Raw genomic sequence first — 14,221 nt, 5'->3', positions numbered from 1 at the left:
AATTCAGATTATGACAAATTACCTAGTAAGGAGGATAAATAATGAAAAAACAAACTAAGTTATATAAACAACGATTAAAATATTTAGTTAATGTTATATATCAATGTTTACCTACTAAAATACCATTATTTATTTTAAAAAAAGCAATTAAATTGTATCTTATTCATAAAGTTATTGATATTGGTATTATGGAAGAACGACATTTTAAGTTATTAGTAGAACAAGTTAAAAATGATATGTTAAATATAGAAGGTGGTGGTTGTTAAATGGCAGATATTTGTTTAGCTTTATTTATAGTTATTTTGTTTAGTGATTTAACTATTTTATTACTTGACCATTTTCTTTTTACAAGGAGAACTAGTAAATTAAAATTAGAAAATGCAGAATTACAAAATAAGATAAATTATTTATTAATTAAAAAATTGGAATTAGAAAAAAAGGAGGATGATAATTAATGACTGTTTTTGCAACAATTATTTTATTAATTACAATGTTAATGCTATTAGTTTTTTTAACAATCAATGCAATATTTAAATTTAAAAATAAATATTTAATTTGTCCGCATTGTTCTAAAAAAGTAGAATTTAAGGAGTGAGGAAAAAGAAAAATCAAAAAAGCAGATAAATCTGTTGAATAAGTTAATATCAATCAAATACCTTGGCAAGTATAAAAATTGATTTTAGTTTTTAATGTTAATTACTAAAATTAAGGTTAGAAATTGCCAAGGTTTTATTATGAATTATTAGTATTTAAGGAGTGAGTTTTATATGAATGTAAATTTATTGGCAGATAACCCTGATGCAAGTGTTATTAAGCAGATAGCAGATTTTGCTGGTATTCTTGCTGATTGGGCGATTGCTTTTACAAACTGATTTATTAGTTTTTTAGGATCACATATGTTATTAATTATTCCATTAGTTTTAATGTTTGTGGTTTTGGGAATTGAAACAATCAGAAAATTAATTCACGGATACTAATATTTGTGATAAATTCTAACCTTAATTTTAGTAATTAACATTTATGAAAGGAATGTAAGAAAATGCAAAGTGTATGAGATTTATATTATCAATTTATGAATATAATGTTTGGTGTTAATCATCTGGATAGGTTAAGATAAATTGGACAACAATAATGTAGAGTAAATATTTATAATTAAATTACAATGGAGGTGTAATTATGGCAAAGAATCATTATACCGATGAATTTAAGCAACAAATTGTTGGTCTTTACAAAATGGGTCAAACTCCTGAACAATTAGCCAATGATTACCAAATTGGTAAATCTACTGTTTGGAAATGAGCTCACCAATTTAGTAACTCGGACTCATTTAAAGCTAAAGACAATAGAACGCCAGAAGAAAACGAATTAATTCAATTACGTAAAAAAGTTAAACAATTAGAAATGGAAAATGACATTTTAAAGCAAGCAACACTGATAATCGGCAAAAAATAGCAATCATTAAAAATAACAAAGCAAAATATCCAATTATTAATTTATGTAAAACATTGAAATTGGCTAGATCAACATATTACTATCAATTAAAAGCAAATAATCCCAAGAATAATCAAAACATTGATAATGCTGTTATCAGTATTTTTCTAAAAAGTCGTAAAAATTATGGAACAAGAAAAATTAAAATCATGCTAGCTCAGCAAAATATTATATTATCTCGTGTAAAGATTAGTAAAATAATGAGAAAATATAACTTAATTTCAAATTATACAAAAATCAAATACAAACATTCAAATACAAGCAATGTTACATATAAATATAATAATTTATTAAATCAAGAATTTAATAATTATAAACTACATGAAGTTGTTGTCAGTGATTTAACATATGTTTTTATTAATAATAAATGATATTATGTTTGCTTTCTAATTGATTTATTTAATCGTGAAATTATTAGTTATGATGTTAGTTTACACAAAAATGCAAAATTAGTTAAAAATACCTTTAATAAACTTAACTTTACATTAAATGATATTAAAATATTTCACACTGATCAAGGTAGTGAATTTAACAACAATCTTATTTATAACTTTTTAACTAAAAATAACATTCAAAAGTCTTACAGTAAACCAGGTTGTCCTTATGACAATGCTGTTGCGGAATCAACATACAAAATTTTTAAAACTGAATTTATTAAAAATAATAAATTTAAAAACATTGAGCAGTTTAAATTAAAATTATTTGATTACATTAATTGGTACAATAATATTCGAATTCATAGCAAACTAAATTATTTAACACCAGTAAAATACAGAAATTATTACTCTACATAAAATTTGTCCAAAAAACCCTTGCCATTCCAACAAACCCTGATACTAGTTATCGAAAGTTAAATAAGATTAGTAAATTACAATCGAGTCTTAAAGAAGCCTTAATTCATTATCATGGTTTGGGTTTCACTAATATTCAAAATTATTTAAATCTATGAAAATGAAAATACCAACATAAAGGTTTAACACCAAAACAACAATCAACGGTATTATATTTTAACGTTTAAAAAATTTAAAGCAAAATCATGATCTTAAACAAAATTATTTTTCAAATTGTCATATTGATGATTTTTTTATTTTATCAAGAGTTTTCGACAAAATTAAAGTTCTTTTCTTATAAAATAAATATATTTTTGTGTTAGAATATATATGTATTATTTTTGACTAAAGAAAGAGTGGTGATATTTCAATGCTTGGACAACAGGAACAGTCCGGATCCAGTATGGACCGGTTAACAAAGGGTATTAATTTTAATAAAAGTAGTACATTATTTAATATTGTTTTTGACCATCAAAGAGATAATCACCGCAATAACGAATAATTGCTAATATTTTTGTTTGCGTTAATTTATCTTCTTATTTTGTTGTGTCAAGAAACAAAGTAGGAAAGGAAACAGAACATGTTTGGGAGAGATAAAACAAAAGAAGCTTTATTAAAAAAGCTAAATTTTAATGATAAAAAATTAAAATCATGTTCAAAACTTAACCAAACTGAATTATTAACTGAATTTAAAAATAATCAGTTTGGGATAAAAACTACGGATGTAGAAAATTTACAAAAAGAATATGGTTATAATAAAGTAGATAGTACAAAATTCAATTGAGTTTTAAATTTCTTTAAATCATTTTTTGGGCCATTTAATTTAGTTTTAATGGCAATTAGTGTTTGAAACTTTTATGATTTTTTCTCTACTTCTGTTAATGAACGGGGAATTGCAGATGTTTTGCCAGCAATTATTGTGACAATAATGATTTTTGCAAGTGGGACAGTTATTTATATTCAGACAATTAAAGCCCATTTTGTCACAAAAAAATTAATTAGTATTGTTAGCAATAAGGCAATGGTCATTCGTGATATCGAAGGATATGCTAACATTAATTATGATAATATGTTTGAATTAATTAAAAAAGGCGAAGATATTGATGTTCGTGATTTAGTACCTGGTGATTTGATTTACTTATCAAGTGGGGATATGGTCCCTGCGGATGCTCAAATTTTAGTTAGTCGTGATTTATTTATTAATCATGCTTCACTAACTGGAGAATCAATGCCAGTTGAAAAACATGCAACAACAACTAACACTAATTTATTAGAATTAGAAAATATTTGTTTAATGGGAACAAGTGTTGTCTCAGGAAGTGCAATTGCAGTGGTTATTCAAACTGGAATTAAAACATACTTCTCGTCAATTTCTAGTGCTCTACAAGAAAAACGTCCATTGACAAATTTTCAAATGGGTGTAAAACGAGTAACATTTTTATTAATTATGTTTGTCCTAATTATGGGTCCAATTATTTACCTAATTTATTCAGGAACTAAAAATGATTGATTAGGAGGTCTTAAATGAACAGCGGCCGCAGTAGTTGGAATTGTTCCGGAAATGTTGCCAATGATTGTAACAAGTAACTTAGCACGAGGTGCGCGTAAAATGAGTCGGAGCAAACTTGTCTTTAAGAATTTAGGAGCAATTCAAAATTTAGGAGCAATTGATGTTTTATGTACTGATAAAACAGGAACATTAACAAATGATAAAATTGAGTTAATTAATTATGCAAGTTTAGATAATAAAAGTGAAACAGATTTATTGAAACTTTTATACTTAAATAGCTACTTTCAAACTGGAATTAAAAATCCATTAGATACAGCAATTATAGATCATGTTAAAGATAGTGCTCATAATTTTACTCCTGATAAATATCAAAAAATTGATGAAATTCCTTTTGATTTTGAACGTCGCCGTTTAACAATTATTGTTAAAAACGAAGAAGGAACAAAATTAATTTCAAAAGGCGCAATTGAAGAAATTATTAGTGTGTCAAATAAAATCTATTATCAAAATAGAATTATTGATTTAGACGATGAAATGAAAAAACAAATGACTAGTACTGTAACCCGTTTAAACAATCAAGGATATCGTGTTTTAGGAATCGGTTATAAAGTTGTAAATGACGATAAAAAAGTATACAGTATTAGTGATGAAAAGGATTTAATCTTTTATGGATATGTAACATTCTTAGATGTTCCTAAACCATCAGCAGCAAAAATGGTAAAAGTTTTAGCAACTCGTGGAGTTGAATTAAAAATTTTAACAGGGGATAATGCCGCTGTAACTCGTTCAATTTGTGATCGTGTTGGAATGCAAATTAAAGGAATTATTACCGGTGAAGAGTTAGATAAATTAACAGATTATGAATTAAAACGTGCTGTTGAAATTAATAATGTCTTTGTTAAACTAAATCCAACGGAAAAATCACGAATTATTACATTATTAAAAGCTAATAATCATGTTGTTGGGTTTATGGGCGATGGAATTAATGATGTTCCTGTATTACGCCAAAGTGATATTGCAATTTCAGTTAATAATGCAACTGATGTTGCGAAAGAAGCATCAGATATTATTTTATTAGAAAAATCATTAGATGTTATTGAACATGGAATGGAACAAGGCCGTTTAACATTTGGAAATATTTTAAAATATATTAAAATAACAATGGCGTCACAATTTGGGAATGTTTTTACATTAATTATTGTGGCATGATGAATACCATTTACGCCAATGTTACCAGTTCAAATGTTATTTCAAAATTTAATTTATGATTTTTCACAATTTGCGATTGTATTTGACCGCGTTGATGAAGATTTCTTACTAAAACCACAGCGTTGACGAACAAAGGGAATGTTGTCGTTCACCTTTGTTAATGGTCCGATTAGTAGTATTTTTGATATAATTACCTTTATTATTTTAGGATATGGTTTTGGAGTATTTGATGCATATGCTGCTAATCCAGATTCAGCAAATGCCGCTTACCATATTGCTATTTTCCAATCAGGGTGATTTATTGAAGGATTAATTACACAATCAGTTGTAATGCTAATGTTCAGAACAAAACGAATTCCATTCATTCAATCAAGACCAACTTGACCAGTTAATGTATCAACATCACTTGTTGTGGCGTTAGGATTCTTAATTCCATATGTATTTAACAATGTCTTTCCAATGACAGCCCCACCATTACTATATATTCCAATTGTGTTGGGTGTCATTATTGCATATTGTATTACCGCCCAATTATCAAAAGTTGGTTATATTAAAGTGGTTAAAAATTGATTATAAAATAATAAAATATTGCGAAAGAATGTTCAATAAATTGATCATTCTTTTTATTTTATTGAAATTATTATTTTAATAATAAAATATTCAATATTTTTATGTTAAAATTTTGATATTAAATAATATACTTGATGAGATTATTATTTAGCATTTTATAATTTTGAGGACTGGAAAATTTAAATTAATATAAATGATATGAGGTGAAAGTATGCAGAAAAAAGCAGCACAAAAATATGGATTTTTTATGTGTTTTTGTATGGTTGTTGGAACAGTTGTTGGAACAGGAATTTTCTTTAAAAATGAGGGTGTTTATGGATTAACAAATGGTAATGGAATTTTAGGGTTAATTGCCTGAATTATTGGTGGTATAATGGCTCTATCATTTGGATTGTCATTTATGGAAATTTCATCGGCAAAACAAGATTCTAATTCAGGGATTGCATTATATGCAAAATTATTTGGTGGAAAACGTTTTGGACGTGTTGTTCGAAATGCGATGAATCATATTTACATTACATTAACTACTTTTACAGTAGCTTATTATACAACAAAAGCATCAATTTGAGCTTTTGGCGGCAGAAATTGCTTTTAGTGAAAAAGTTGGTGGTTATGTAAATTATCAATTAATCTTAACTTTTTTTGCAATTTTTTATACGATTTTATTAATTTATATTTGTACTTATTTAGAAAAAACTGGCAAATATATTCAAATGACAACTGTTGTTTTAAAATTAATTCCTTTAATTTTAGTTGGTTTAGTTGGAATGTTCTTTTTTAAAAATAACCCAAATGCTTTTAGCGATGCTGGACTAGGAGATCCTGATAAATATAAATTAGTATCAAATAAAAGCGGATTTGAAATGATTTTAATGGCTTTGCCAGGGATTTTATTTTCATTTGATGGTTTTTTATCAACAACCTATATTCAAAAAGATGTTAAGAAACCAGAACGGAAAATTCCTTTAGCTTTAGTTTTAGGATTAACATCAGTGACAATCCTTTATTTAATTGTTTCAATTGGGACTTTAAATTTGGATTCTAGTGGAAGTGTTGCTGCAGCAGCGGGGAAAATATTTTCTAATCCTGTTGCAAACAAAGTTTTTGAACGAATTATTTTCTTTTTTATTTTAATTAGTGCCTTTGGAACTTTGAATGGGTATAGTTTTTCAATGGTCAAATTAAGTCGTTCATCAATTGAAGATAACTTTATTATTGGAGCAAAATTATGCAACAAAATTGTTGCAAAACATAGTCTTAATTTAGCGAACTTTGTTGCTGCAACAGTTATAACAATAATATGAGGATTAATTATGGGAGTTCCAACTATTTTTGCGAAAGAAACTTATAATTTCTATGATTTTATTAGTAATGCTGGAGTTGTGATGGCTTTTCTGATATATGGAACAATTATTGCGTTAGGAATTTGGAATCGTTATCATAAGCGAGTTAAGACGATTAAAAATTGATATTTTATTCCGGCAGCAATTATTAGCATTATTTGTATTCTTACAATTATTAGTTATAATGTTTATTCTTATTTTTTAAATGCAATTGTAATGTTAGAAAAAACTGGACCAATTTTAGCAATTATTTTATTAATATTAATATTAGTTCTACCATGAATTGGTTTGTGAATGAAAGATAATGAAACATTTGGCAAAAATAAGAATCTTATGAAAGCATTAAAAAGTAGTAATGATAATAATGGCAGTGATATGATAAACGAGTTTAAAGAAATTAAGGATAATAAAACATAGTTAATAAATATTTAGACATATCTTATTGATATGTTTTTTTATAAAATTAATTGGAATTTTAATTTAATGGTTAAAAGAATGTGTTCTTGGGATAGGGGAATATTTTTTTGGAATAGAGGAATTTTGTTTAAAAGGGTAGGGATTCTTTGGGAAAATAGTAGTAGGTAAGTTTTTTTAATATAGATAATCTTAATTCGGAAACTTAATAAAGTTTGAACAATTAAGAGATGAGTTATTAGAAGAACAAATGCGAAAAATTATGAGCGATTATTGTATTAGAGGTCAAAATTGTAGGAAAAAAAATTTATTAACGGAATGAAGATAAACAAAGACAAAGACTTGACGCAAAAAATGATTTTAATAAAAACAATTACACTGTAAGATAAGGTCAAATTATGGGATCTATTGATATTAAATATATGAATTTTTAGTATTATTGGAGTAGACAGAAAGGGACGAAGTAATTAAAAAGACTACTTATTAAATAAATATAAGATTAAATAAAAATTTATGATACAATTTAAATATATGTGAAATAACATTAAAGGAGAAATAAAAATGAAAAGATTATTGAGCATTTTGGGAGTAGCAACAATAGGATTTACAGGATTAACAAACACAGTTTCTTTTCAAAATAAACCTCTTAACCCAGGTAACGATACAGAAAATGATACATTAACATATAACAAAATAACTACTGAAATTTCAGATATGTGAAGAAAATATACTAATGATAATAGTTATATAGTATTAAAAGGGCAAACTGATTTAGATATGTTAAATAGTTTATTAAAATTAGTTAATGCAGGTAGTCAAACAGCTTTGTTAAATTATAATGATAATAAGAGTGTTTATGATTTTGCTTTTGAGCATTTTGATGATGTAATAACACAAATCAATACAACGTTAACAAATCAATATTCAAATTATTATGAGAATGGCCAAAGAATGATTAATTATAGTAGCAGTAAAGATAATATAGAAAAAATGAAAATTAGATATATAAAAGATGATGCGAAAACTAAGCGATTAGGTTTCGTTGTGCAGCTTAAAATAAATATAAAATTTAAAAAATTTGATAATGATTTTTTACTTGATTTTTCAGGGGGAACCTTAAGTGATGCCGCACAAACTCCTGCACAGAAGGTAAAAAACAAAAGAGCAATTGATATAATTGATAATTATTTAGCTAATAAATTAGCAATTAACTTGCCAAGTTTTGATACAAGTAATTGACCATACCTTATTAAAGAATTTTGAGGTCGTTATGTTGTACCAATTATGAAAAATGTTAATGCAATTGATTTTACAAAAGATAATAATGTAAAACAAATAATTACTTCAGAATCTGATTTGTATGATCGAACTAATATTTCCTTAAAAGTACAAGATTCAATAATTAGTCAAGCAAAGGCAAAAGATTTAGAATTAAAAAATAATGATGACATTAATTTTTATAATACATCAGCTATTAAATTATTTGATCCAGGAACTGGACTTGTAACACTTTTTGATGATATTGGTACTTGAGCAGGTTATCATGCCAGAAGTTTTTTGCTAAATAAGAATAATGGAATTTTTAGAATGACTGGAAAAATATTTTTGGATTATTCATATCTATCAGTATCAGCTTTTTTACTTGATGATAATACAGCTGTTGTTGGGGCCCCATCGCATGTAAATAATTTTATGACTTTTGTTACTACTGACTTTTGAGATAAAATTAATGGTGTAAATGAGTAATAGAATTACGCCATTAGTTTTGTAAACAATTAAGTTATGATAAGCATTAAAATTGATTTGAATACTTTTTATGAATTCGATCGAAAAATATTTTTTGGTGTTAATTTGTTGGTAATAATTAATTCTTTAATTTCTTAATTTTTTAGTTAGGTTTGAGGAGTATTTATAACGATTAACAATATAAAGTTATTTTTTAATAAAATGACCGAAATAAGGTTTCATATCAACACGTAGTTTCTTTGATTTTCTAAAGCAACTACTTTATTTTTTTTGATTTTTTTTGTAGAATTATAAGTAAATAATATAGTTTTGTTAGGAGTAAATAAATATGAAAAAATTATTAGGTATTTTAGGAACTATCACATTGGTAGGAACAGGAACTACTTCTGTTATTAGTTGTAGTAATAAGGCGGACAATAATGATGATCCAGATGATCAGACGCAAACCGCTAAGGATCAAAAAACTTTAAATGCAATTTCAAAACGAGCTTCAAATGAATTACAACAATATGCTTCAAGTAATACATTGGTTGATGAAACTAAGTATGATATTAGTTTTGAAAAGATATATCAAATGGTAACAGAAGATAAGCCAAGTGTTCCTGTTGCTGTTGATAATCCTGATGCAGTTAAAATTTTACAATTAATTAGAACAGGTTTTGATGCTGAATTTGATAATGTTAATCGTGGGATCATAGATGATTATTCAAATTATTATGTAACAACTAAACCATTAACAATTGTTGATAGTTCAATTGGATATAATTTAAATTATATTAATTTAGGACAGTTGGCAAAATTAACAGGGGTAGATATTAAAAATGTTAATGCTGTTCGGTTGGATTTTAGTTTTAATTTTAAAGTGCAATTCAAAGAACTAGAAACAAGAGTTCCTGTGACAATTTCATATATTTTAACAAATAATTCTGAAATTGTTAATACTTTATTATCAGGAATTATAACAAAAATTGCAAAACCAATTGTTAATTATTTTAATCAAATTAAAAGTATTAAAATTGATACTGACCAAGATTTTAAAGACCTATATAATAATTTTAATATTATTTATAGTAATAACTATAAAGAATTAGATGATATTGTTATGTCAAAAATTAATACCGTTATTCAAACTGACAGTGATTTAAAACCCTTTAAAGATAATATCACTTTTGTTGATTCAGAAAAAATTTTAAATTTGGTTTCAGCACCAATTACAGATGCTGATGCCGGTAATGTGGCTGGTTCAAATGCTGTTTTTGAGCTTATTGCCAATCATACAACTGCTCATTGAAGTGGTGAAGGATTTAATCCTGATCAATTGACGGGAAAAAACTTTTTAAAATTTTATCGATCAATAATGCCAATTTTCCAATCAAGTAAAGGAATTTTAAAATTAGGATCTTTTAATGTTAATTTATTAAAAATTCAAGTAGCAGGTTTTCCATTATCGGGGGTTGTAACAAATAATAATCAAAATTTAGAGGTTAATGTGGAAATTTCTGACCAGGGATTAGATCAGAAACTAATAAATTTTGGTAATATTATTTCAGCATTTAATAAACATTATCAAATTAAAACATATTTACCAGGTAAACGTTCATATTTTTATGTTTCAACGGAAATTTTTGATAAAATGAAAAAATACTTAAAAATAAATGGTAAGTTACAACAAATGTGGACTATTTTAATGGACGATTTTAAAAATTCAACTGATGCTGTTGGATTACCCGATTTTAATTTATTTTATTTAGATGAATCCTACAAGGCACTAACAATAAATTCACAGTTATATTATATTGATGGAGATGATAATATGCTTTATCCGAATGGTTCTTATACACCGGGTGAGACAACGGGAAAAAATGTTTATTGAACATTTGATTATCGTTTTGGTGCTGATAAAGAAAACTCATTTATTTATTCAGTTTATAGTGGATATAAAACATTAATTGGGATTCTTAAAAAATAAGAATAGTAGTTAATAGTTGTTAGGAATATTAAAAATATCAAAGCAAAAGTTATATTTAATGGCATCGGTACAAAGTTAGCAATTTTGACCTAATATAATAGGTATGTTTTATTATTAAATAAAAATGATATTAATGTTAACATTAATATCATTTTTTCTGTTTGTAATATAACATTTTGTATGTTTTTATGTTATTTTCGTTATAATTAATATATAAATAGTATAAGGAGAAAACGAAGTAAAAACTATTCAAATGTATAAAGATTATGAAAAAGAAAAATATTATTAATTTAGGAATTTTATTACTTTAAAAAGTTGATCTAAATTGTGCTAAAAGTCCTAAATTTATAATAGGTTGTATTTAATTTTTAGCAGAGGAAGGAGTTTTGTCATGGCAAAAATAATCACTAAATTTAAGGGAGATAATAAAGAATTTAAAGGGCGGAAAAAAGAAATAGGTTTCTTAAAAACAGATGAGATTAAACAAATTTCCCAATTTTCTCAAACTGAAATTTTAGAGCATTTTGAGTTAACAAATTTTGGCTTAAATTATGATGAAGCAAAAGAAATGGGAAAAAAGTATGGAGATAATTCGCAACAGAAAACAAAATTTCACTGGCTTAAGCACTTTTTAAAAGTATTATTAAATCCTTTTAATATTGTTTTAACAGCAATCGCAACTTATAATTTAGTGAGTTATTTTGCTTTAGGTGGGGATAGTTTTGAAATAATTGGGGTTATTATTATTGCTATTATGATTATTATCAGCACTGTAATTGCGTATATTCAAGATATTCGTAGTTTTTTAGTTACAAAAAAATTAACCGATTTAGTTAGTAATACCATTACCGTAATTCGGTTAGAAAATGATGAAAAGGTTTCAGAGGTTTCAATTAATAATAATACTAATTTAATTCGAGAAGCAAAAGAATTAGAAATTCATGAATTGGTTCAAGGTGATTTAATTTATTTATCAAGTGGTGATATGGTTCCAGCGGATGTTCGAATTTTGTGAAGTAATGATCTTTTTATTAATCAATCAAGTTTAACTGGGGAGTCAATGCCAATTGAAAAACATGCTAGTTATAATCCACATAAACCGAGCTTATTGGAATTGGAAAATATTTGTTATACAGGAACTAGTGTTATTTCAGGAAGTGCAATTGCAATTGTTGTTGGGGTTGGAGAAGAGACATATTATGCGACAATTTCAAAAACGCTACAAGTTAAACCACCAGAAAATAGTTTTAACCGTGGAATTAAAAGAACAACATGATTATTGTTATCTTTTATGTTTGTAATGGTTCCAATTGTTTTTGTTATTAATGGGGCTACTAAAAATGAATGATTATCAGCCTTGTTATTCGCAATTTCAGTTGCTGTTGGATTAACACCTGAGATGCTACCAATGATTGTGACTTCTAATTTAGCACGTGGAGCCAGCCGGATGAGTAAGGCTAAAGTTGTTGTAAAAAAATTAGAAGCTATTCAAAATTTAGGAGCAATTGACGTGCTTTGCACGGATAAGACAGGGACTTTAACAAATGATAAAATCGAATTAGTTGATTATCAATTATTAGATAATAAAAAAGATGATCGGTTATTAACTTATTTATATTTGAATAGTTATTTTCAAACGGGATTAAAAAATCCATTAGATAAGGCAATTATTCATTATATTGATGAACACCATTTATCAAATTTTAAAAATAATCATTATAAGATTGATGAAATTCCGTTTGATTTTAATCGTCGTAAATTAACAGTTGTTGTCAAGGGGAAAGATGAACATCATACTTTAATTTGCAAAGGGGCAATTGAAGAAATTATTAAAAATTGCACAAAGATTGAATATAATGGTAAAATTCAAGATTTAACAAAAGAACATTTACGGATGATTAGTGCAACAACAGAACGAATGAATAGTCAGGGTTTACGTGTTGTTGGTTTAGCATATAGTCATGGGCATGATGCCGATGCTTATTATTCACCAGCTGATGAAAAAGATTTAATTTTTTATGGTTTTGCTTCGTTTTTAGATAAGCCAAAACCATCCGCAGCAAAAATGATTCAATTATTACGGAAAAATGGGGTTCAATTAAAAATTTTAACTGGGGATAATGAAGAAGTAACACGAGCAATTTGTAATCGTGTTCAGTTAAAAATTAAAGGAGTTGTTACTGGGGATTATATTGAAAAACTAAGTGAATTTGAACTTCGTGATGTTGTTGAACAGAATAATGTTTTTGTTAAATTAAATCCTTTGCAGAAAGCAAAAATCATTACCGCATTGAAACAAAATAAACATGTTGTTGGTTTTATGGGCGATGGTATTAATGATGCTCCGGTATTACGGCAAAGTGATGTTGCCATCTCAGTGGATAATGCAACTGATATTGCCAAAGAAGCTTCAGATATTATTTTATTAGAAAAATCATTACTAGTATTAGAAAAAGGAATTGTACAAGGACGGCAAACTTTTGGTAATATTTTAAAATATATTAAAATTACCATTGCTTCCAATTTTGGGAATGTCTTAAGTATTTTAGTAGCATCAGCTTGATTACCATTTCAGCCAATGTTGCCAATTCAAATTTTATTTCAAAATTTATTATATGATATGTCGCAATTAGCAGTTGCCTTTGATAAAGTTGACGCTGATTTTCTAGCAAAACCGCAAACATGAACAACAAAAGATATCTTACCATTTGTTTTTATAAATGGTCCAGTTTCCTCTATTTTTGATATTTTAACTTTTATTATTATGGGCTACTACTTTGGCGTGTTAAGTAATCCAGGCCATGTTTCCGCTGAACAAATGGCTTTATTTAGAACAGGATGATTTGTTGAAGGGTTAGTAACACAAACCTTAATTGTGCAGCTATATCGTACAAGAAAAATTCCATTTTTCCAATCAATGTCATCATGACAATTATTGGTGGCGGGAATTGCGGTGATTGCGATAGGGGTTGGTTTACCATATACAGCGCTGGCCCCACAATTAAGTTTTGTCCCATTACCAGCAATTTACTTTGCTTGATTCGCCTTCTTAGTGGGTGGCTATTGTTTTATGAGTCAGGGCGTAAAAGTATTATATATTAAAATATTTAAGCGGTGATTATAGATTTACAAGTAGTAG

General features: G+C 26.8%; 13 protein-coding genes. All 13 read left to right on the top strand.

The annotated features are described in order from the left end of the window. The first annotated feature begins 41 nt into the window (after positions 1 to 41). The 13 genes from ACQH24_RS06700 (at position 42) to mgtA (ACQH24_RS06640) (ending at position 14,206) form a co-directional block, all read left to right on the top strand. On the top strand, positions 42 to 266 hold the full coding sequence (locus ACQH24_RS06700; protein WP_425379615.1) for a hypothetical protein: 225 nt from the start codon (positions 42 to 44) through the stop codon (positions 264 to 266). After that, complete coding sequence (locus ACQH24_RS06695) at positions 267 to 455, top strand: hypothetical protein (protein WP_425379807.1); 189 nt, start codon at positions 267 to 269, stop codon at positions 453 to 455. Next, positions 455 to 637, top strand: a complete 183-nt coding sequence (locus ACQH24_RS06690; RefSeq protein ID WP_425379806.1) for a hypothetical protein — start codon at positions 455 to 457, stop codon at positions 635 to 637. The genes ACQH24_RS06695 and ACQH24_RS06690 overlap by 1 nt, the downstream gene beginning before the upstream one ends. Before the next feature lie 130 nt (positions 638 to 767). Next, entirely contained in the window at positions 768 to 977 is a 210-nt protein-coding gene (locus ACQH24_RS06685) for a hypothetical protein (RefSeq protein ID WP_425379392.1), read from the top strand. Between the two features lie 199 nt (positions 978 to 1,176). Beyond that, positions 1,177 to 1,452 (top strand): transposase, encoded by a 276-nt coding sequence (locus ACQH24_RS06680; RefSeq protein WP_425379385.1) that lies wholly within the window; start codon positions 1,177 to 1,179, stop codon positions 1,450 to 1,452. Then, the gene (locus tag ACQH24_RS06675; protein ID WP_425380681.1) at positions 1,395 to 2,285 is read left to right on the top strand and encodes an IS3 family transposase; all 891 of its coding nucleotides are present in this window, start codon (positions 1,395 to 1,397) and stop codon (positions 2,283 to 2,285) included. Before ACQH24_RS06680 ends, ACQH24_RS06675 begins: the two co-directional genes overlap by 58 nt. A gap of 406 nt (positions 2,286 to 2,691) precedes the next feature. Continuing rightward, complete coding sequence (locus ACQH24_RS06670) at positions 2,692 to 2,823, top strand: hypothetical protein (protein ID WP_425379805.1); 132 nt, start codon at positions 2,692 to 2,694, stop codon at positions 2,821 to 2,823. 78 nt (positions 2,824 to 2,901) lie between these two features. After that, on the top strand, positions 2,902 to 5,616 hold the full coding sequence (mgtA, locus tag ACQH24_RS06665) for a magnesium-translocating P-type ATPase (RefSeq protein WP_425379804.1): 2,715 nt from the start codon (positions 2,902 to 2,904) through the stop codon (positions 5,614 to 5,616). A 205-nt stretch (positions 5,617 to 5,821) separates the two neighbouring features. Next, positions 5,822 to 6,205 (top strand): amino acid permease, encoded by a 384-nt coding sequence (locus tag ACQH24_RS06660; RefSeq protein WP_425379803.1) that lies wholly within the window; start codon positions 5,822 to 5,824, stop codon positions 6,203 to 6,205. Further along, positions 6,183 to 7,370 carry an APC family permease gene (locus ACQH24_RS06655; RefSeq protein WP_425379802.1) on the top strand — a complete coding sequence of 396 codons (1,188 nt, stop codon included), beginning with the start codon at positions 6,183 to 6,185 and terminating at the stop codon, positions 7,368 to 7,370. The genes ACQH24_RS06660 and ACQH24_RS06655 overlap by 23 nt, the downstream gene beginning before the upstream one ends. A 558-nt stretch (positions 7,371 to 7,928) precedes the next feature. Then, complete coding sequence (locus ACQH24_RS06650) at positions 7,929 to 9,113, top strand: hypothetical protein (RefSeq protein ID WP_425379801.1); 1,185 nt, start codon at positions 7,929 to 7,931, stop codon at positions 9,111 to 9,113. A gap of 328 nt (positions 9,114 to 9,441) precedes the next feature. Further along, entirely contained in the window at positions 9,442 to 11,082 is a 1,641-nt protein-coding gene (locus tag ACQH24_RS06645) for a lipoprotein (RefSeq protein ID WP_425379800.1), read from the top strand. Positions 11,083 to 11,473: 391 nt separating this feature from the next. After that, positions 11,474 to 14,206: a magnesium-translocating P-type ATPase gene (gene mgtA / locus ACQH24_RS06640; protein WP_425379799.1), complete on the top strand. Its 2,733-nt coding sequence runs from the start codon at positions 11,474 to 11,476 to the stop codon at positions 14,204 to 14,206. Positions 14,207 to 14,221: the final 15 nt, after the last annotated feature.

Source organism: Spiroplasma endosymbiont of Stenodema calcarata, assembly GCF_964031205.1.
In the GTDB taxonomy this organism is placed as follows: Bacteria; Bacillota_I; Bacilli_A; order Mycoplasmatales; family Mycoplasmataceae; genus Spiroplasma.
Note: the sequence above shows the minus strand (reverse complement) of the source record. Positions and strands in the feature narration are given on the sequence as shown.